Here is a 19,180-nt window from a genome sequence, read left to right as displayed (position 1 = left end):
GTGCCCGTGCTCCAGGAGAGAGTCCACCACCTGCGGAGGGACTCCTCCTATCCGGTCCGCCTGCCACTCAAGATCATCAATATTCACCGGGAAAGGGTAGGAGCCGCCACTGACAATGCGGCGCCCCCCGTGATCAACCGTGTTCGCGGATTGACGGGCTTGGCACCGCCCGTGGCACCAGCCGACGCGCCGGTAGGGTCGCGGCGATGACACCGCGACCTCGGGGTCACGCCGGTGCCGGGCGGGAAGGTTCGAAGGAAGTAAGCACTATGGCTCTAGCGGAACGGCCTTCGCTGGCGTGGGAGGTTGCAGACCTGGTGCACGAGCAGTTGCTTGTCGTGCCGAATCCCCTGGCCGTGTGGAACAGCGACCCGTTCTGGGTCTCCGTGTGGGACTCGGACCCCGGACAGGTCCTCGTTTCCCTGCATGTTCCGCGTGAGAACGCCGTTCAGGCCGTCCAGTTGAAGATCGGGTTCGCGGTGACCGAGGAAAGTGCCACGCTCCCGGCCGAACGTATCGTCGCCGCTGTCCGGCGCCCGCATCCCCTGAAGGGCGCGGTGGTCTGCGGCGGCGACCGAGAGCGTGCCGGAGAGTACGGGTATGTTCAGCCCTCGTCGCTGGACGAGTGAAAACGTCGCCCACACCCTGCGCCCGCTGAAGGCTGTCGGTATGAGCCAGGCCCTCGATGCGCACCCCACCGGCCGGTGCATACCAGGTGCGGTGACGACATCGGTGGTGCCCGCACCAGCGCACCGCACCATCCATCGCGGTGCGCGCCGCCGGCCCTGGCACCGCACCGGACGCGCACCACGGCCGGGCGGGCTCCTCTATCACACACCCCCTAGACCGCGACCTGACTGAAAGCCCGCACCGGGTCTGGCAAGGGGAAACCTGCGGGGTAGCGAACCTGGTCTAGGAGCGATACGCGCCCGCCGCGACCTGGACAAGGGGTGAGCCTGCGGTGCGCACACGCATGCCGCACACCGTCGGATGGTGCGCACCGGGTGCGGTGACGGACATCGTGGTGCGCAGCAGAGTGGCGTCCATCGCATCCGGTGCGCACCACAGTGGCGTCCACTCCATGGAGTCCATCGGGTGGAGCCCATCGGGTGGAGCCCACCGGGTGGAGCCCACTGATGTTGTGCATCGCCACTGGATGCTGAACATCGTCGGTTCCACTCGGTGGCTTTAACGGTCTGAGTCGGGTTCTGTCACAAGATCTTAGGGAGCGGTCTCGGAGCGTTACCCCGGTGTTCGACCCTTGGGCTGAGCACGAACTTCGGTCGTTTGGTCGGTAGGAGCTGCTCGCAGTCCCCTGCGCACCACCCCGAGACTGCCGATCGAAGTTATCGGCCAGTCCCAGGGACCACGGGCTTCGTCATCATTTCCACTGTTGGGTCGCTGAACGCTCCTGGCCTGGATAACGGGTGCCCGCGACGACAGGCCACTCGCCCGATCGGAACGAGCGCGCGATCAGGGCAAGATTCGGCGTAGAGCACGAAATGTATCGATCGATCAGCAAGAGCTGTGAGTTTGACGAACAGACGTGACTGCATGTCAATCGATTCCACCGCCGATTCGGGCCCTCGGAAAGCCAGTCGGCACGAACCCCTGACCCCCCGGAGGCCCCTCGTTGTTCGCTTTGACATGGGTTGACGAAGAGGTGCCGGCAGGTCTTCCGGTCAGGCAGGTGTACGGCTTCATCTTCAAGTCAGACGGACGGATCCTGTGCCAGGACGACCAGGGGCGGTACAACCTGCCCGGTGGAAAGCCCGAAGTGGGAGAGACCTTCACCGAGACCCTGGAACGAGAGGCACTGGAGGAGAGCCAGGTCGAGATCCGTGCCGCACGGTATCTCGGGTACCAGTTGATCGAGAGCGAGGAGGAGGTGTTCGCGCAAGTAAGGCTCGCAGCTCTGCTGGGACGGCTGCTTCCACGCGCCGTGGACCCGAGTACGGGGCGGAAGTACCGCCGGCTGTGGGTGCCCGCGCACGCGGTCAACGGTCTGTTGGACTGGGGGACTTCGGGTGGACTGCAGGTGGACAGGGCCGTGAAGGACGCTCGTGCTCGCGGTGTCGTGCCACGTGATGCCCCGCTGGAGAACGCGGACGCAGGCTAGCGGCCCTTGGGGGTCGGCCTCGTGTGCTCTTGGCCCACGCTGGTATCCCCTCCTGTGTCCACACAGCGGAACGGGTGGGAACAACAACGCTCTGTGGTGCTGGCCGTGGCTGCTACTGAAGCAGGATCAACTTGCGGAGCAGATCGAATCCGGCCCGCCCGTAGAGCTGCCTCTTGATCTTTTTCACCCGATTCACGGCGCCCTCGGTGCCGCCGGAATTCCAGTGCACGGTCAGCCCGGCAATGACCGCTTCGAGGTCAGCGGTGAGCCCGTGGGCAAAACCGGTGATCCCGGGCAGCCGGGCATCACGGGCGGTACTTATCCAGTCCGGCAGGTCAGCGCCGGTGCGCTGGGCGAGCATTTGGGCGAAGTTCCGGACGAGTCCGTGCGTCTGCTCCAGCTCCGGGCAGGCGTCGCGTACCGCCTTGAACAGTTGGACTTCGTCCTCGGTAAGGGTGTCGGGATGGCGGGTGATCCAGCCGACGACGGTGCGGACGGACGGCGCCGCAGCCGCCTGCAAGGGTGCATCGGGCCACTGGAGGCGGCTGCGGGCCCAGTCGCGCAGGCTGCTGTAAGGCACTCGGTGGCCATGGGCGGCGAGCTCTTCGCGCAGCTGGATGATGGTGATCTTGCCGTCCGTCTCGTCGATACGTTGTTGCAGGTGGTGCTGGTGGATGTCGAAACGGCTGGTGCGGCTGCGGCGTCCGGTGACCATGTCCTGCCAGCGGGCGGCGCGGGCATACCTCTGGACGGTATGCCGCCCCCAGCCCAGGTGGCGGGCGATCGCTCGGAGCCCCATGCCCTCGATCAACAGGCCGTGGACCAGGGCGTGATGGGCGCGCATCCGCTCGGCCCGCCGATCGGACGGGAAGGCGAGCGGTGTCGGCTCGGTATCGCGGTCACCCTCGGCCCGCGCAGCGGTAACTGCCTGACCAGGCTGCGGGACGGTGGTGCGCAGGCAGTCGCGGTGCGCGGCGACGCACTTCTCGACGGCCTGGTTGAGGTTCTGGAGCAGATGAAACCGGTCCGCGACCTGCAGCGCGTTCGGGGCACCGAGTGCGGCGCCCTCGGCATACGCCCCCGCACGGTCCCGAGTGATCACTTCCACTCCTGGGTGTGCGGTCAGCCAGGCTGCCAGTGGTGCCGCCTCGCGGCCGGGCAGGATGTCGATGGGCCGGTGGCGTTCGCCGTCCGTGATCACGGTGGCGTACGTGTGCCCGCGGCGGGTGGCGAAATCGTCCACCCCGAGCACGCGCGGCGTGGTGACCTGCGGGTCTGGCAGTGCCATGATCCGGCGAAGCAGGGTCATCCGCCCAGCGTCCAGGTGCAGTTGGGCAGCCAGTCGGGCGCCGGCCCGTCCAGCGAGCGCGAGCCCGATGCGTTCCAGGGTGTGGTTGAGCCTGGTAGTGAAGCGCGCGTATGGGGTGGTCAGCTGTGCGAACGGCTCGGCGAAGGTACGGCGCGGACAGTTCGCACCGTCGCAGATGAAGCGCCGGACCCGCAGCAGGATTACCACGCGCTGTCCGCCGATCGGCAGATCCTTCAGTCTGCGCTGGTAGAAGTCGTGCACCCGGGCCGACAAGCAGCCGCAGCGGGCCGGACCCGTGCCGCGAAGTAATGTCGCCCTGCAGCTAAGCGCCGTCCGCAAAGAGACTATCTGCAGGATCAACGGATCTGGACGCACGCTGAAGCACCGAAAGCTAGGCTGCTGTAACTGGTGCAGCCCTGCGGTGCGGGATCGCCCCGCCTTCCCTGGCGGGAGTGCCCGCATAGGAGGGCTGAGCCAGTGAGTCGACTCGACAGGCTACGGCTTGCACGCAAACGCCGTACGAAGCCGCTGAGTTGCACGCACGGAAGCGCCGGCCGCCTCATGGCGGCCGGCGCATTCCTGCTGTCGGTATGGCGGGAGGTGAAGGACCACCTGCCAAACCGTTAGTACCGGACGTCCGGCCGTTCGCCCTGAGAAGTGGCGGCCGGGCGCTCCGCGATTGCAATCTGTGGTTGCCACCACAGGTTGCTTTGTCGTCCACACGGTAACGCACTAACGCACTACGCAGTTCGTTTTCGATGGATGTACATACCGAAACCCAATTCGGCAACTCCCAGACGCGCATCCGTTCCGCTGCTGGGGCCGTAACCGCTGGTCAGCGCCTACCGTTGAGCCTCCGGTCGTTGAGATTGCTGATGCCAGTGTCGAGCTGGTCAGGATCGGCGAGCTCGGTTAGCGCGTGGACCGCTGCGTCCATGCGGTCAGGGGAGTCCATGCCCGCGACCCAGGTGACCATCTGGTCTTGGAGCTTCGTGTACTGGCCGACGTGGTGGACGATGCCCTGTTCGTAGAGCTGGGCGATGGGCTCGGCGCGGAGCCGTTTGCCGACCTTCGCGGTGACCTCCAGGACCATCGGCATCAACAACCCGCGGGCTTCGCCACTGCGCTGGAGCTGATCCCACGCCTGGCGAACGATCTGCCGGGCCATGTCGCCGCCGTAGTTGGACTCCACCACAATCGCGTCCGCGCGCAGGCCGAGGGCGAGGCGGCAGGCGGTGAGGCCCCAGTCGTTCGCGCCCATGCTGCCGGACTGGTCGTCGAGGACGTACAGGTGTGCCCGTCGAAGCCTCTCGCGCAGCCGACGACTCCGGTCTCGTCGGAGACGGTGGACTCGCCCCCGGCGGGGTCGACGGCGACGACGATGCGCGCCATGGCGAGGGCGCCGAAGGCCACCACCGAGGTGCGGTTGTCGTCGATCCAGGCCCGGGACCAGACTCCTCCCTCAGGCGGACGCGGCTTCTGCTGGTACAGGGCAGCCCAGACGCGTTCACCGACGCGTTTGCGGGTCTTGGCGTGGTGGGCTTCGGAGAACCGCTCGGGCCACAGGGCTTCACCGGGCACCCGGCCGAGGGGGTCGGTGGTGCTGTCGGCGATGGCGGGCAGGTCGATGACGGTCCACTCGTTGGCTTCGGCGTCGGCAATGATCCGGCCGGAGAGATCGTCTTCGTGCCAGCGGGTCTGGATGACACAGATCGCCCCGTCGGGCTCGATGCGGGTCTGAAGAACGGACTGCCACCAGTCCCACGTCTTGCGGCGGATGGTGGGGCTGTCCGCGTCTGCCATGTCCTTCACGGGGTCGTCGACGATGGCGACCGTCGCACCGTGACCGGTGAGGCCGCCACCGATGCTGGAGGCGAGGAGGCCTCCCTTGCGCCCGGCGAGGTCGAAGCGGTGCACGGCCTTCGACCCCGGGTTGAGGCGGACACCGAGAAGGTCATGATGCTCGGCAATGGTGTCGCGGATGAACCGCCCGTGCCCCTCGGCCAGGTCCGAGCTGTGGGAGGCGATGATCACGCGACGGCCCTGATACCGGCGCAGGCACAACGGACCCCACCGTGCGGCTCGTTGAGACTTGCCGTGGCGTGGGGGCATGGTCAGCATGACCCGGTCGAGGCGCCCTTCGGCCATGCCGATCCACGCCCGGTCAACGAGGTCGAGGTGCGGGGCCTGCCACTCCTTCAGGTTGGTGACGACCCCGGCAAGGGACCCGGGCGAGCGGTCCATGGCGAGGTGCTTCTCCGCACGCAGCAGCAGCGCCCGTTGCTCGGGGGTGGCCCGGGCGGCGAGCATCCGGCGCTGCTCGCCGTCCAGGTTCCTGTAACGGGCTATGAACTGGAGGGTGCGATCACTCCTCACCCTGGGCCGCCCTCTCCGTGGCGGTGATAATCGCGTCCAGTTCATCGAGAGCGACAGCCTCCACCCGGAGGGCACCACCGTCCGCGCCGGTCACTTCCGTACGGGCAGGCCCGTCAAGGCCGAGCAGACGGGCCCGGCGCTCCATGATCCGCAACGCGCGGTCGATCGCCGGGAGTTCACCGTCTCGTACGGCCTGCTTGTACGCGACGAAGAAGAGTCGGTCGAGGCGTTCGGCTTCCACGGTGCGGAGTTCGTCGACCTCGTCGTCCAGGGCGGCCCGACGCTCCTTGAGGGCTTCGCGGACGTCCTTGCACGCCGAACGGATCAACGCGTCGTCCGTCGGCGGCTCCTGCCCCTGGGCGTACCGCTCGACTCCATACCCCTGCGGATACGCGACACCGTCCGAGTTCAGGGAGGGGTCGCGGCCAGCTTACGGGCGAGGGTGAGCCAGTCGACCCCGGCCTGGCGCAGGTCGATCACGTCGGCACGGCGCTTGGTGATCGCTGCGCGCGCGGCCTTGGTGGGGCGAGCCACGGAACTCCTCCGTCAGGTACGCCCCCGCACCCGCGTCCATGATCGCACCGGCATTCACGGAATGCCTGCACGGCTACGAATCCGTTGGTATGGTCGCCGAAACCCAGCGTCGTCCCCCAGGGGGCGTCAGAGTCGGGAGCCCCACGCAGCGGCTCCGATACCGCAAAACCACGGGTCAGCGCCCCGTGGTGGCGCTTCTCTGTACGTGAACGAGCGATCACGATGCTGCAAACACTCCGAAACAACCCAGTTTCGGTCTCAGACCATGAGACCGATTCGCACCACCTGAGTCGCTGCGCTGGCGCGATCTCAGCTTCGACCAATTCGTTGGTCAGGCTGAGCTTGCGCTTTGCCTGACCCGTCACCGAAAGACGGAGGGCACAGTGGAAGCAACACTCGTCCTGTGGATTCTCGCTGCGGGCACCGTTGTTGCGGTTCTCATGACCCAAGTGCGACAGGTCCTCGACCAGATTCCAGAAGTCGTAGATGCCTGGCGGCGCGCCCACAGGTCTCTTCGAGGTAGGCCTGATGGGGAAGATCGGTCAGCGGGCGATGCGGATGAGGGGCCGACTCCAGGGCAGAGTGGCCCGCCGGATGAGGACGAGTTGCGAACGCGCGCCAGTTGAGGACCGTTCCACCAGAAGGCAGCGGTGTCTGGGTGGTGGCTACGGGCTTAACGTCCTTGCCACCCTGGCGGTGGACCGGAGGAATCCCCTACTTCTATACCTCGCCACGCCTTCCATGGCCAGGCTCCCCCTTGGCGAACTATCGCGTGCTGTCACATGGGTCACCGACAGCAACGGGAGATGCGCTCAACTCGTCTACATGGAGAACCCTTTGAGGATGGCGACATTGCCAAGAATCAACCGATCGAGTGACCACGTGAATGACATGGCAGTACGACCGTAACGCGCACCGCTTCCCCGCACCCCATGCCAGCGCGGCCTGGGCGCCGCCCTGCTCGTACAGGTGCAGCAACTGCCGGCGTACGAACGCGACCGCCTCGTTCGGCACCCGGTCACCTCCGCCGACGAGCCGGAAGGACCGGCACCGCCCTCCGCCGTCACCCCATCGGTCACCGTGAACAGCCTCATCGTCACCCCGTGCTCTCGTCGCCTGAATGGACGACAACACTGGGCACATCAAGATTGTTTCCGCACCGGACCTTCGCGTCCCCTGTTCCCTGCCGCCCCGCAGGTACGCGGAGGAGCGCAGTCGGCGACACTGGTGGGCAGCGGGGGTTCGCACCCGGGCCATGGAACATCACTGCCGTCCAGGTGCCCGTGGAACATCTATGGAACGGCGTCACGGATTTCGTTCCACGATCCGACGTTTATGCAGGTCAACGTGGTAGACGACTGAAGAAGGGCAAGCGTCTTCTAAGCGCCACCTTTTCGCGCGGCACCATTTCTTCCCAGCCCAACGAACTCGACAAACACCTACGAACGCCGGCACTCCCCCAACCCGAAGGCATCGCCCTCGGCGAGAACGACAGCTGCGGTGGTCGGCGATGTCCCGTTGTCCGGCGGAACACCCTCACAAGCGCGTGGGGTTGCGATCGGGCTCCCGCCACGCGGGCATGGAGGGATTGGTCGAGGGCGGCCCAGGAATTGCGATCCTCGGTCGTCCCGAAGGGCGACCGCCACTTCCCTCCAGCGACCCGGCACACGTCTACATCGGAGTTGCGATCCTCGGTCGCCCCGAAGGGCGACCGCCACGTGGCCTGAGATCGGCGCGTACCTGGTCGCACTGCTGTTGCGATCCTCGTCGTCCCGAAGGGCGACCGCCACGAGTCACCTCCGGGCTGCGGCAGACGTTGGGCCCGGGTTGCGATCCTCGGTCGTCCCGAAGGGCGACCGCCACGCCCGTGATCTGGTCTGCCAGCCGCGTGAGGTGCTCCTGTTGCGATCCTCGGTCGTCCCGAAGGGCGACCGCCACCACGGGCATCGTCGCCCTCGGCGTCCGCTGGCCCGACGGTTGCGATCTTCGGTCGTCCCGAAGGGCGACCGCCACGACACGCTGCGGCCGACGATCCGCACCTCGGCGGAGTTGCGATCCTCGGTCGTCCCGAAGGGCGACCGCCACCGGACAGGGTGAACTGCGCGCCGGGGGCGGCGTCGGTGTTGCGATCCTCGGTCGTCCCAAAGGGCGACCGCCACGTGAGTTCGCGGCGCTCATCATCGAGGGGTCCGAAGGTTGCGATCCTCGGTCGTCCCGAAGGGCGACCGCCACTTGGAACGCCGCGGAGTTTGTGGCTCGCGCCCAGAAATTGCGATCCTCGGTCGTCCCGAAGGGCGACCGCCACACGGGATGGCTAGCGTCGGGCCATGAGCGACGAGCGCGTTGCGATCCTCGGTCGTCCCAAAGGGCGACCGCCACGGTGGCGCCGACGAGGGGCAGCGGGCTGTCGTCACGGTTGCGATCCTCGGTCGTCCCGAAGGGCGACCGCCACATCCCGAGCACGGGGCCTAGCTCGGTGCTCTTGATGTTGCGATCCTCGGTCGTCCCGAAGGGCGACCGCCACGCCGCCAGCGGGACGTGCTCCTCCTAGCGGCCAACGGGTTGCGATCCTCGGTCGTCCCGAAGGGCGACCGCCACCGGCGGCCGGGCTCGTCTGCCACCGCTGCGGAACCACGTTGCGATCCTCGGTCGTCCCGAAGGGCGACCGCCACAATGTCGCACAGTTGGTGATATCCGCCCAGACACGCGTTGCGATCCTCGGTCGTCCCGAAGGGCGACCGCCACTCGCGATCCGGTTTGCCGAGCACAAGGCGACCGCCGATGTTGCGATCCTCGGTCGTCCCGAAGGGCGACCGCCACGCAGCTGCACGCGTCCACCGCTCGTGCTCCTCCCACGCGTTGCGATCCTCGGTCGTCCCGAAGGGCGACCGCCACCGCGGTGCCGGGGCGGGCTCGTTCTTCAACTTCGGTGGTTGCGATCCTCGGTCGTCCCGAAGGGCGACCGCCACACTGGTTGACCAGCGGCAAGGCTTCCCTAACTGCTTCAGAGGGGTGAAACCACGTGGAACAAGTAGGAACCTTCGGGCATCTTACTTAGGTGCGATACGCGTGTCGCGTGTGTGCTTGGGGTTCCGAAGGCGTCAGAGGACGAGGTCTTCGCGGTGGGGCTGGAGTTGAGCAGTGCCGAGTGTCTGGACTGCGTCGAAGCCAGCGTAAGGGAGACGGTAGATGCGGATGCTGTCTGTGTCGGTGTTGATGATGTCGTCGAGTTTGGCCAGGAGCCTCAGAAGGTCTTTGTCGTCGGCGAGGATCTCGAAGACGGATTTCTGGACGCGAAGTCCGTGACCTTCGCAAAGTTTGGCGACCTGGCGAAGTCGGCGCCGCCCTGCCGGAGTGGTGGTGTCGACGTCGTAGGTGAGGAGGAGGTCCATCAGGAGGCCGTCCAGGGGAGGTAACCGGGGAGTTCCCCGCGGAGATGTCGGGCGAGAAGACGAGCCTGAATGACGGGAAGGAGCCCGGCGGGGACATGGCGGCCGACTATGGCATGTTCCCAGGGCTGGGTTTTCCACTCCTGCCACGCGCTGACGACGTTCTTTCGGCCGTCCTCTGTGAGGTTGACCGCTCCTCCGGCGAGGGTCTCGAAGTGTTCGGCACGTAGCTGGCGCCGGTTGAGCAGAGTGAAGGCGAACCGGTCGGCGAGAGCTGGGCGGAACTCTTCCATCAGGTCCAGCGCGAGGGCGGGTTTCGCGGGGCGGATGCCGTGGAGATAGCCGATGTAGGGGTCGAGGCCAACCTGTTCGGCAGCTCCATGGACGAGTCCGCGCAGTAGCCCGTACGTGTACGAGAGTAGGGCGTTGACGGGATCCGTGGGCGGACGTCGGTTTCGGTGGGCGAAAGCGGGGAGGCCGTCGGTGGGTCGCAGAACATGGCGGAGAGCGGCGAAGTAGCTGCGGGCGGCGTTGCCTTCCACCCCCATGACAATGTCCAGGCTCTGCGCACTGGCCGTTTTCGCGAGCGCCTCGGCGAGTTCTGCGGCGTGTTGTCTGATCTCTTCTCGTGGTGCGGGGGAAGCGTCCCTCGCGGCACGCAACAGGACCCAGCGGCTGTTGCGGATCTTGCCCGCGACCATGTTGCGGGCAAGCGCAAGCCGGTGGTCCGGGCTGTCGTGGACCTGGTGCTGGGCATGGCGCAGGAGCACGTTGCCGTGCACAGCGCCGTCGAGGCGGGCGAGGTACCGGCCTCCTCTGCTCATCCAGGTGACAGGGCGATGGTCCTGGGCGCAGCGGGTGATGAGTTCGGTGGAGAGGTTGATGTGCCCGTAGACGACGATGCCGTCGAGCCTTCGCAGGGGCAGCGTTTTGCGGCCGGGCGTGTCAGGGAGGTGGACGCGGAGTGTGTCCTGGTCGAGTCGCAGGTCCGCGCCCTGTGTTTGTACGTAGAGGGTGTTGAGGAGTTCGGTGGTCACGCGTCGTTGTCCTCGGGGAGGTTGTCGGAGCGGTAGAGGTCCGCCAGGGCCTGTCGGTAGCGCGGTGTGTCAGCAAGGACGTGCGGCATGCATCCCGTGGCCATGGAGCAGCGTCGGCATCGACCGTCCGCGACCGGCGGGGGCAGGTGGCTGCTGGTGAGCATGGCTCGTACGGTGTCGGCGACTTGGAGCACTCGATCGCGCAGGGCTTCGTCGACTGCCACGGTGTGGCGCCGTCGGTCTGCGGCAGAGTAGATGACGGCTTCGGGGATGTCCTGGTGGAACATGTTCTCCAGGCAGATGGCCTGAGCTGCAGCCTGGACGTCGGCCGGCCCGCCCGGGCGGTAACGGCCCGACTTGTGTTCGATGGGCAGGACTCTGCCGTCGGCATGGAGTTCGACGGTGTCGCAGATTCCGGTCAGCCCGTATCCGTCGTGCCAGACGGGCAGTGCGTGCAGCGTGCGTACGCTGCCGCGCCCTCGGTTGCCGGGTGTGTCGACACGCTGGTGGAGCAGGGTGCCTCGGACGGTGGCTGCGTCGTCCGCGAAGGCGTCCTCCAGGAGAATCAGACCGGACTGGCGGGGACAGTAGGCGTAGTGCTCCAGCGCGGAGAGGGGGACCTGCAGCAGGTCTCCCCCTCCGGGCCGAGGGAGCGGGCTGCTCATCCGATGAGGCGGGTGAGAGTGACTCCGTCGGGGAGCCCGGCCTCGGCAACCTCTACCTGGTAGTCGTGGAAGGAGCGAGCGGTTGCGTCGCCAGGACCCTTGATCGTGATGCGGTCCAGGAGCTGGCGTGCCGGGGCCTTGCCGTACTTGTCGTCGTGGGTGAAGACGTACAGGCCGCGGAGGTTGAGTTCTCCCCGGGCGGCGGCCCGGTCGTGGTCGAACATGAGAGTGAAGGCGCGCCAGAACATGGCGAGGTCGTCGCTGGTGACGCCGGTGCGGGCGGCGAGGGGGGCGCTGAAGTGTCCTTCGCCGAGGTAGAGCCCGTACGGGACGATGTGCTTGGAGCCCATCTCGGTGGCCTTGCCGGAGTCGATGTCTTCCTGCTTGGTGGGGGTGACGCGGGTGATGCCGTACTCCAGCGGCGTGATGGGGTCGACCGAGCGGGAGAAGGTCAGCTGGAGTGGCCCCTGGACGCGGCCGGCCTGTCGGTTCTTCTTGCCGGTGGTCATGACGGCGCCGAACATCCGGATGTCGAAGAACGTCTGGCACATCCACTGGCGGGCATCGAGCTGGCTGGCGTCGCCACCGAGTGCGTCGGGAGCGTAGGCGCGCTCATGCTGGGCGTTGAGAGCAACTCCGGCTTCGACGTAGATGTCATATCCGGGCTTCTTCTCGTCCTCGTTGAGGAGTGCCACGGTGTTGCGGAGCTTGCGCTTGAGGGCAACGTCGGTGATCAGGCCCTGCCCGGAGACCGGGTCGGTGCGCGGCATGCCGCCGGCGTCCGGGTCACCGTTGGGGTTGGAGTCCCGTGCCTCGATGAGGAACGCGAAGTCAATCTTGCGGGTGGGGTCGAGGTGAGGTGCGGTCATGGTGAGGGGCTCCTGGTGGTGACGTAGGGGCGCACAGCAGGTACTGGGGCAGTGCGTGGGGAGTGGTTCAGGCGGAGGTGACGGTCGGCTCTTGGCCGTCCTCAGCCTCGGCATGTTCCTGTTCCTTGGCCGCCTTGTGGGCGGCACGAGCGGCGTTGTCGGCCGCCCGCTGCTGTTCGTAGCCCAGCACGAACCACGCCTGCTGGCGGGCGTTGAGCAGGACGGGGATGCCGTCGTCGAGTTGTGCAAGGTCCGCGTACGCGGAGGACAGGCGGGCGTCCAGGGCGTAGTAGGTGCCTTTGCGGTCCCGGCGGAGCCGTTTGAGGTGAGCGTTGGCGCCGGTGCGCAAGTTGGTGAGGACGGCGGCGGGGGCAGTCATGGCGGTGCCGAAGTACTTGTCGCCAATGGTGGTGTTGATGTCAGGCAGGGCCGAGCGCTGGATGGCCTCCAGCACGGCGAAGGTCCTCCCGCAGAGGTAGCCGGGCTCGCGGTTGGTGTCGTCCTGGCGGGGCATGGGGCCGCTCAGCTCCTCGTTCGTACGGTCGGGGTGGAGGGCAAGACGCAGCAGCGCGGTACGGGGCGCGTCGATACGCCGGTCGGCACGGATACGTTGCAGGAGGTGCGGCAGCAGGCGGGCGGGCACCGGCCCTCGGGAGAGGGCGGCGTGCAGCAGTTCACTCTCCAGCCCGCGCGGAGCACTGCGGGACACATACCGACCGGCCTTCGGGTCCCACCGGCCGGCCGCCATGGCGAGGTGCCACAACGGCAGGTACCGCCAGGTACCCTCCCAGCCGTCGAAGACCTTGTGATCCTCGAACCAGGCGCCAAGGTGACGGCGGAGCTTCCCCAGCGGGATGTCCAGCCAGTCCAGAACGGCCACCCGTGCGTTGTTCAGGGCGAGGGTGAGGGCGTAGTAGTCGTTGTCGTCGACCCGGTCGACGGTGATGGGGTCGGGACGCTCGTGCAGGCTGTCGAGAAGGCGCCCCACGGTTTCAGGCTGAGGGTTGTCCAGGATGTCGAAGTAGGACTCGGCCTCCTGCCGGGTCCACCACACCGTCACCGAGTCGGCGCCCCGTCGGCGATGACGCTCCTCGGCGAGGAGGTGGTTGAGGGCGGCCATCGAGCGGGACCCGCAGCGCTCGCACACCGGAGTGTTCAGCAGCTGAAGCACACCACCCCGACCCTGCGCGCTGGCGTTGATGCTCACGAGCTGGGCATCCCGGCCGAGCCCGCTGGTGGGAATCGACCCGGCCTTGATGCTCTCCGGAATAGTGGCAAGCAGCTCACCGTCCTCCCCGCACACCAGGCACAGCCCCAGCGGGCCCCCACCCGACTTCCGCGCACGGACCGTGGCCGCCCACATCTCCTGGGCGGACGGCAACTGGTGAAGGAGGTTGCCCTGGTGGTCCGCGAGCGCGATGTTGTCGCTGTGGACCAGGCCCTCGGGACGCGGTACCCGCTCCAGGCCGCCGGCAGCGACGAAGGCGTCCACTCGCTGAGCCGCTACGTCATCGGGGACGCTCGCCGCCCAGGCGCGGAGCAGAGCCGCGAACTCACCACGTCGGCGCACCGCTTCGGACCCGGCAGCCTCGCTCACCGCACCATCAGCAGCAGCCTTCGGCACTCCGAGAACGAACTGGGCGGTATCGGTCAGCAGATACGGCGGAGGCATCTTGCCGGACCGGTAGGCGTAGGGAGTCTCCGACACCATCGCCCCGTCCTTGGAACCCTTGGCGGGCCTCGGGCCGAACAGCCGGGCAGAGCCTCCGCCAGCCGGCAGCAGGAGCACCCAGTGGATCTTCTTGGGGCGGTAGTACGCCGGAGGGAGCGCCTCCGCCCGGTCGGCATATCCCTTCAACTGGGCTAACAGCATGTGCTGTTCACTCCCCCCGCCCGTCGGCGCGCCACCCGGAACCCGGCATGGCGACCTGTTGAGCCCCCAGCGGCTGCAAGGGCACATCCATCACCCCTCCGTGCATCCGGGCGTGGAACCAGCGGTACTCCTCCGCTCCGGCCTTGGGATAGACGATGGAGTGCAGCATGACCCCGAAGTCCTCGTCCCGGCCGACCGCCGTCCTCTGCGTAGCAGGGCCGAAATCGCAGCTGAACTCCCGGCATCCCAGGAAGGGCTGGGAAAAGCAGGCGCCCTTGTCGACCCGGCGGCGCAGCTGCTCCCGGTACTTCTCCTCCGACTCGCCCTGCGCGTGCGCAGCGAGCACAATCTGCGCGCGAATCCGGTACGCGACATCGCGCAGAAGCATGGCGTGGCGCTGATCACGGTCGCTCTCGACGTCGTAACGCTTCCGGGAGTCCTTGCGCAGCGCCGCCACTTCTCCTGCGGAGATCACTGACTTGACTTCGTTGCGCCGCACCGATGTCCACTCGATCGGCTTGAGGACCTCGATGGCCGTCACCACGTACCGGAATTCAGGCTTCCAGAAGATGGCCTCCAACACCCCGACCGCCGCCGACGGGGTGATCACCGGGTACGACACCCGCTCCACCTTCAGCTCCGGCCGGGTGAAGCAGGCCAGGGGGCCGGCCACCTCCACCACCAGGTCCGGGAAGACCCACCCGTCGTTGCCGCGCCTCGCCCTCGGGGCGCGGACAGCTGAAGTCACCATGAGCCACCATTCCGTCCTTCAAGTGGCCCTGAGGCCACGAGAGTTGCCATGCACTTCTGTCACGACACACGCTAAGGGGGGCCACTGACAATGGCCCCTACCTGCTCAAACACCACGGGCAGGGGCCACTCATCTGCTAACGGCGTCAATCAGCCGACGCTCAGAGTGATTTGCGCATGGCGAAGACGGATCAACAGGATCACGACAAGGATCAGGATGACCACTGAGATGTCGGGGCCAGTCAGAGCGATGGCAAGCATGACGCCTCCTAGTTGACTTCCATGTCGGAGAGGGGCCCTCTTGTCCCTTCTCTCCACCAGAACATGGTGGGACAGGGGCTCCGCCTCTGGAGGAAGACCACAGCCCAGATACGACCGATGCTGTACATGTGGGCCAGGGCTCTCAGCCCTGGCCCACTGCACTGTTGGCTGACGGACTCAAAGAGGAGCCCCGCCTCCTACATGATTGCGATCCTCGCCTCTCACGCTCTTGACCTGGCGAGAGAGCCGCCACACAGGCCCTTGGCCTCCCCATAGCGTGCCACGAAACGCATCACCGCAGCAGTCGACATCTGTACGAGTACTTACAGGCTGTAAACACTCCGATCCTCAAGTTCTTCCGGGTCCAGACCACGGGCGGTGTGGTAGACCCCGTCCCACCGCAGCAGGTCGCCCGTCACCAACTCGGCAAGGCCGGACTGCAGAGCCTCTTCTGCCTCGTAGCGAGGCAGGGACGCGGTATGCGGCTGCAGGCTGCGCAGCACTTCGGGGCCGCAGGGGTGGTAGGGGTCGCGAAGCTGTGCAACTGCTCTTTCGATCTCGTCCCGGTCTGCCTCCTGGCGGATCACTACCACGGGGACGCTCAGTCCGTCCTCGATCATCTGGAAGCTCCGGTCGACTTCGGGAAAGTTGAGGCGACGACGCAGATCTTCCACCTCCGACCCGAGGCCCGCGCCGGGTTTGCCTCGCTGAAGGTTGTAACGCAGCGGGTAATAGCCCTCCAGCGCTTCCAGGTTGTCGGGGTCGGCGACGCCAGGGCCGAAGTGGATGTCGCTGGCTTCCAGGGCTGCGGAATACGAGTTGCTCCTGGGCTGGCGACCGTCGCTGGGGCGGAAGATCACCACCGTGCCGCTGGCAAGCCGCCCTTCTCGATTGCAGCGACCGGCCGCTTGCTGAAGTGACTCCGCCGGCGCCCATGCCCGGTACACCCTCGGGAAGTCCAAGTCGACGCCAGCTTCAATGAGACTCGTGGAAACCACTTGAACCGGCGCCTTGGCGAGCAGGAGGCGTTTGATCTCGGCGATGGTTTCGCGGCGATGCCCGGCCGTCATCCGAGTCGACAGGTGCAGCACCGCCGCTCCGGGCTCCGCGAAACGCTCCAGGTGCCGGTGGAACCGGGCAGCGTCCTTGGTAGTGCCCACCACCGTGAGCACCTGCGGGAACTCGGCCGCCTCAGCAGCCATGCTCTCCAGCGTGACGTCCTCGCCCGTACGCCACTCATAGTCGACCCGCCGCAGCGCCTCGAACAGTGCTGTGGGATCGTCCACGACCTGGTTCCGCTCAAGCTCCTTCCACTTCTCCAGTTCCCAGAACGACGGCTGGGTAGCCGACACCAACAGGACGGTGACCCCGAAGTGATCGACGAGTCCCCGCAGAACGCTCAGGACGGGCACGAGGAGCCGGTCGGGCAACGCCTGTACCTCGTCGAGAACAATGACGGATCCGGCAAGCTGATGCAGGCGCCGCATCTGAGCCGGCTTGTGCGAGAACAACGACTCGAAGAGGCGCACCGTGGTGGTCACCACGAAGGGTGCATCCCAGTTCTCCGAAGCCAGCCGGGCAAGGTGCGCACGCTTTTCCAGCTCGGCGCGCTGCTCGTCACTCAGGCCGGTCAGCTTCTCGTCGCTGTCAAGGTCCACGGTGCTGTGATGTTCCAGGACCACCGGCTCCTCGCCCGATTCCTGCCGGGGATCCAGCAGGTCGCGGTATACGCCAGCGTTCTGCTCAGTGATCGACACGTACGGCACAGCGAGGATCACGCGTCCCAGGCCATGGGCCGCCGCGTGGCGCAGGGCAAACGCCCCGGCGGCCATCGTTTTGCCCCCGCCCGTCGGCACGTGCAGCACATACACACCCTGCTTCCCCTCCGCTGCTGCACACGCCTGCGCATACACCCCCTGTCGCAACTCGTCCACGGGCGAGGGCTCGCGTTCGGCCAGCATCTTCGCCCGGCGCAACTCGTACCGCTCGGCCAACGCGGCCATGTCCCTGTCCTCACTGACTCGCGCCGAGCGGCCTTCGAAGTGGGCCGAGGTATCGAGGAAGTCCGCGTCGACCACACAGCTGAACAGCATCCGAAGCAGCAGATCGAGACCGAAGGGGTACTCACCCCGCGGCAACTGAGTGAGCCAGGAGGGAAGCTGGAGGCAGCCCTCAGGCCGGATCTCCGGTACCACGTTGGCCACGGCCTCGATGGCCTCCTGAACCGCACTGGCCTCTTTGCCTCCAGCCGATGCGTGAGCCAGCTCTTCCTTGAGCCGCTCCATGTCCGGCAGCCCGCCGTGATGGCCGAAGGTCACGGCTCCGAATGCCCCCTGCACGTACTCACGGGCGAGCCAGGTCCCCGCATGCTTGTGCCCGATTCCCACCTTCCCACCTCCCCTGGCCTCCACGTCCAGGAGCCGCTTCTGCCAGAGGCAGGATCCCTTTCCTACGTCATGGATCAAGGCAAGGTAAGCCGCCAGTTCTCCTGCACCGAACACCTCCCCGAAGCGTCGGGCAAGCTCCGCCGACCCACGAAGGTGATCTTCCAGAGAATGCCGGGACCCTGAAACTGAACTGCAACTATGGGCGTACAGGGGCTTATCGGACATCATCTTCCGAATGGCTCGGGGCGCAGCCAGTGCGCCGAACTGATGAAGTGGGGGGAACCTATCCGGTGCCACCGACAATGAGCCGCGAGCTGCCTTTCTCGCACTCTTTCGCAGTGGCCGAGAGGCTTCTGGCCGCCGAGGCCAGGGTGTCCGAGGAACGGCGCGCTGCGTTCCGAGAACGACCAGGTGCCCATGTGGGGTATAGATCACCTTCCGGGATGACCGAGTTGCGATCCTCGGTCATCCCGAAGGGCGACCGCCCCGCCAAGTGCCGCGTACAGGGCCTCGCCCGAGATCCGTTGCGATCCTCGGTCGTCCCGAAGGGCAACCGCCACCTCGCAGGTCTAGGAGGTGCTCACTGCTGTTGCTGTTGCGATCCTCGATCGTCCCGAAGGGCGACCGCCACGGGGTGAAGTCGGCGTAGACCGCCGCGGTGTCGGTGGTTGCGATCCTCGGTCGTCCCGAAGGGCGACCGCCACCTGCGAGCAACTGGACATGTCGGTGGCGGGGTTCCTGTTGCGATCCTCGGTCGTCCCGAAGGGCGACCGCCATACTTCGCTCCACCTCCTGCGAGAGCGAGCCGGGCGGGTTGCGATCCTCGGTCGTCCCGAAGGGCGACCGCCATCTCGACCGTGCCCTCGATCTGCGACGCGGCCTCGACGTTGCGATCCTCGGTCGTCCCGAAGGGCGACCGCCATCCGGAGCTGCTCCTCGACGGGCCGCGGCGCTTCCGTGTTGCGATCCTCGGTCGTCACGAAGGGCGACCGCCATAGCACGTAGAAGGGCTCGACTGATGCCGACCAAGATGGTTGCGATCCTCGGTCGTCCCGAAGGGCGACCGCCATTCATCGAGCATGCTCCGCCGGAGACCCGTGATGACGCGTTGCGATCCTCGGTCGTCCCGAAGGGCGACCGCCATCTGCTTTCCGCCCCGCGCTGCGGCCTTCTTGGCGGCGTTGCGATCCTCGGTCGTCCCGAAGGGCGACCGCCATCCCCGGGGAGGGGCCGTGGGTGTACTCCAACATCGCCGTTGCGATCCTCGGTCGTCCCGAAGGGCGACCGCCATTGTGCTTGCCCGAACCGGGCGGCGTCCAACCGGGCGTTGTTGCGATCCTCGGTCGTCCCGAAGGGCGACCGCCACGGGTGCACCGGGTGCAGCAAATAGCCTGACAGGTTGTTGCGATCCTCGGTCGTCCCGAAGGGCGACCGCCACTCCCCGCCCTACTCCCGCGCGCTCTGCCGCCGTGGTGTTGCGATCCTCGGTCGTCCCGAAGGGCGACCGCCACCCCCAACGCTGGCGCTGGCCGGTGGCCTGAGTGATGTTGCGATCCTCGGTCGTCCCGAAGGGCGACCGCCACCTCATGGCCCGGCGTGTTGCGCGCGTGG

The 19,180-nt window shown here is 66.9% G+C and carries 15 protein-coding genes and 2 CRISPR repeat arrays (1 of these 17 only partly in view); of the genes, 2 read left to right on the top strand and 13 right to left on the bottom strand.

Features of this window, described 5'->3' with window-relative positions; all coding sequences use genetic code 11:
* Window positions 1-317: 317 nt before the first annotated feature.
* A complete protein-coding gene (locus ACZ5PB_RS40965) occupies window positions 318-629 on the top strand; it encodes a hypothetical protein (RefSeq protein WP_468698581.1) in 312 nt (103 codons plus the stop codon).
* A 283-nt stretch (window positions 630-912) separates the two neighbouring features.
* Here the strand turns inward: ACZ5PB_RS40965 and ACZ5PB_RS40960 are convergent, their stop codons facing one another.
* Window positions 913-1,092 carry a hypothetical protein gene (locus ACZ5PB_RS40960; RefSeq protein WP_468698580.1) on the bottom strand — a complete coding sequence of 60 codons (180 nt, stop codon included), beginning with the start codon at window positions 1,090-1,092 and terminating at the stop codon, window positions 913-915.
* Window positions 1,093-1,690: 598 nt separating this feature from the next.
* On the opposite strand from ACZ5PB_RS40960, the gene ACZ5PB_RS40955 reads away from it, so the two are divergent.
* Window positions 1,691-2,119, top strand: a complete 429-nt coding sequence (locus ACZ5PB_RS40955; protein ID WP_468698578.1) for an NUDIX domain-containing protein — start codon at window positions 1,691-1,693, stop codon at window positions 2,117-2,119.
* 112 nt (window positions 2,120-2,231) lie between these two features.
* On the opposite strand, the gene ACZ5PB_RS40950 is transcribed toward ACZ5PB_RS40955, so the two are convergent.
* From ACZ5PB_RS40950 to ACZ5PB_RS40895, 12 genes are all read right to left on the bottom strand, one after another.
* A complete protein-coding gene (locus ACZ5PB_RS40950) occupies window positions 2,232-3,890 on the bottom strand; it encodes an ISL3 family transposase (RefSeq protein WP_468698576.1) in 1,659 nt (552 codons plus the stop codon).
* A 373-nt stretch (window positions 3,891-4,263) separates the two neighbouring features.
* Window positions 4,264-4,527: a hypothetical protein gene (locus ACZ5PB_RS40945; RefSeq protein WP_468698575.1), complete on the bottom strand. Its 264-nt coding sequence runs from the start codon at window positions 4,525-4,527 to the stop codon at window positions 4,264-4,266.
* Complete coding sequence (locus ACZ5PB_RS40940) at window positions 4,527-5,804, bottom strand: terminase large subunit domain-containing protein (protein WP_468698574.1); 1,278 nt, start codon at window positions 5,802-5,804, stop codon at window positions 4,527-4,529. Before ACZ5PB_RS40940 ends, ACZ5PB_RS40945 begins: the two co-directional genes overlap by 1 nt.
* Window positions 5,794-6,132, bottom strand: a complete 339-nt coding sequence (locus ACZ5PB_RS40935; protein WP_468698572.1) for a hypothetical protein — start codon at window positions 6,130-6,132, stop codon at window positions 5,794-5,796. Before ACZ5PB_RS40935 ends, ACZ5PB_RS40940 begins: the two co-directional genes overlap by 11 nt.
* Window positions 6,133-6,212: 80 nt before the next feature.
* The gene (locus tag ACZ5PB_RS40930) at window positions 6,213-6,338 is read right to left on the bottom strand and encodes a hypothetical protein (protein ID WP_468698570.1); all 126 of its coding nucleotides are present in this window, start codon (window positions 6,336-6,338) and stop codon (window positions 6,213-6,215) included.
* A gap of 1,825 nt (window positions 6,339-8,163) precedes the next feature.
* A CRISPR array of direct repeats spans window positions 8,164-9,307; the repeat unit is 37 nt; unit sequence GTTGCGATCCTCGGTCGTCCCGAAGGGCGACCGCCAC.
* Between the two features lie 132 nt (window positions 9,308-9,439).
* Window positions 9,440-9,730 (bottom strand): CRISPR-associated endonuclease Cas2, encoded by a 291-nt coding sequence (gene cas2, locus ACZ5PB_RS40925; RefSeq protein ID WP_468698569.1) that lies wholly within the window; start codon window positions 9,728-9,730, stop codon window positions 9,440-9,442.
* Entirely contained in the window at window positions 9,730-10,764 is a 1,035-nt protein-coding gene (cas1c, locus tag ACZ5PB_RS40920; RefSeq protein ID WP_468698568.1) for a type I-C CRISPR-associated endonuclease Cas1c, read from the bottom strand. Before cas1c ends, cas2 begins: the two co-directional genes overlap by 1 nt.
* Entirely contained in the window at window positions 10,761-11,429 is a 669-nt protein-coding gene (gene cas4, locus ACZ5PB_RS40915; protein ID WP_468698566.1) for a CRISPR-associated protein Cas4, read from the bottom strand. The genes cas1c and cas4 overlap by 4 nt, the downstream gene beginning before the upstream one ends.
* Entirely contained in the window at window positions 11,426-12,298 is an 873-nt protein-coding gene (gene cas7c / locus ACZ5PB_RS40910) for a type I-C CRISPR-associated protein Cas7/Csd2 (protein WP_468698565.1), read from the bottom strand. Before cas7c ends, cas4 begins: the two co-directional genes overlap by 4 nt.
* A 67-nt stretch (window positions 12,299-12,365) precedes the next feature.
* Window positions 12,366-14,171, bottom strand: a complete 1,806-nt coding sequence (gene cas8c, locus ACZ5PB_RS40905) for a type I-C CRISPR-associated protein Cas8c/Csd1 (protein ID WP_468698563.1) — start codon at window positions 14,169-14,171, stop codon at window positions 12,366-12,368.
* 7 nt (window positions 14,172-14,178) lie between these two features.
* Entirely contained in the window at window positions 14,179-14,922 is a 744-nt protein-coding gene (gene cas5c / locus ACZ5PB_RS40900; protein WP_468698562.1) for a type I-C CRISPR-associated protein Cas5c, read from the bottom strand.
* Window positions 14,923-15,505: 583 nt separating this feature from the next.
* Entirely contained in the window at window positions 15,506-17,794 is a 2,289-nt protein-coding gene (locus ACZ5PB_RS40895; RefSeq protein WP_468698585.1) for a CRISPR-associated endonuclease Cas3'', read from the bottom strand.
* Window positions 17,795-18,020: 226 nt separating this feature from the next.
* A CRISPR array of direct repeats spans window positions 18,021-19,180; the repeat unit is 37 nt; unit sequence GTTGCGATCCTCGGTCGTCCCGAAGGGCGACCGCCAC (it continues 411 nt past the right edge of the window).

Source organism: Streptomyces sp. NPDC032721 (genome assembly GCF_055579625.1).
This window is presented reverse-complemented; position numbering and strand designations above follow the sequence as displayed.

Excerpts from the sequence above, each read along its gene's own strand:
- ACZ5PB_RS40960 (WP_468698580.1), bottom strand. The coding sequence starts at position 1,092 with ATGGACTCCATGGAGTGGACGCCACTGTGGTGCGCACCGGATGCGATG.
- ACZ5PB_RS40950 (WP_468698576.1), bottom strand. The coding sequence starts at position 3,890 with ATGCGGGCACTCCCGCCAGGGAAGGCGGGGCGATCCCGCACCGCAGGG.
- ACZ5PB_RS40945 (WP_468698575.1), bottom strand. The coding sequence starts at position 4,527 with ATGCCGATGGTCCTGGAGGTCACCGCGAAGGTCGGCAAACGGCTCCGC.
- cas2 (WP_468698569.1), bottom strand. The coding sequence starts at position 9,730 with ATGGACCTCCTCCTCACCTACGACGTCGACACCACCACTCCGGCAGGG.
- cas4 (WP_468698566.1), bottom strand. The coding sequence starts at position 11,429 with ATGAGCAGCCCGCTCCCTCGGCCCGGAGGGGGAGACCTGCTGCAGGTC.
- cas7c (WP_468698565.1), bottom strand. The coding sequence starts at position 12,298 with ATGACCGCACCTCACCTCGACCCCACCCGCAAGATTGACTTCGCGTTC.
- cas8c (WP_468698563.1), bottom strand. The coding sequence starts at position 14,171 with ATGCTGTTAGCCCAGTTGAAGGGATATGCCGACCGGGCGGAGGCGCTC.
- cas5c (WP_468698562.1), bottom strand. The coding sequence starts at position 14,922 with ATGGTGACTTCAGCTGTCCGCGCCCCGAGGGCGAGGCGCGGCAACGAC.
- ACZ5PB_RS40895 (WP_468698585.1), bottom strand. The coding sequence starts at position 17,794 with ATGTCCGATAAGCCCCTGTACGCCCATAGTTGCAGTTCAGTTTCAGGG.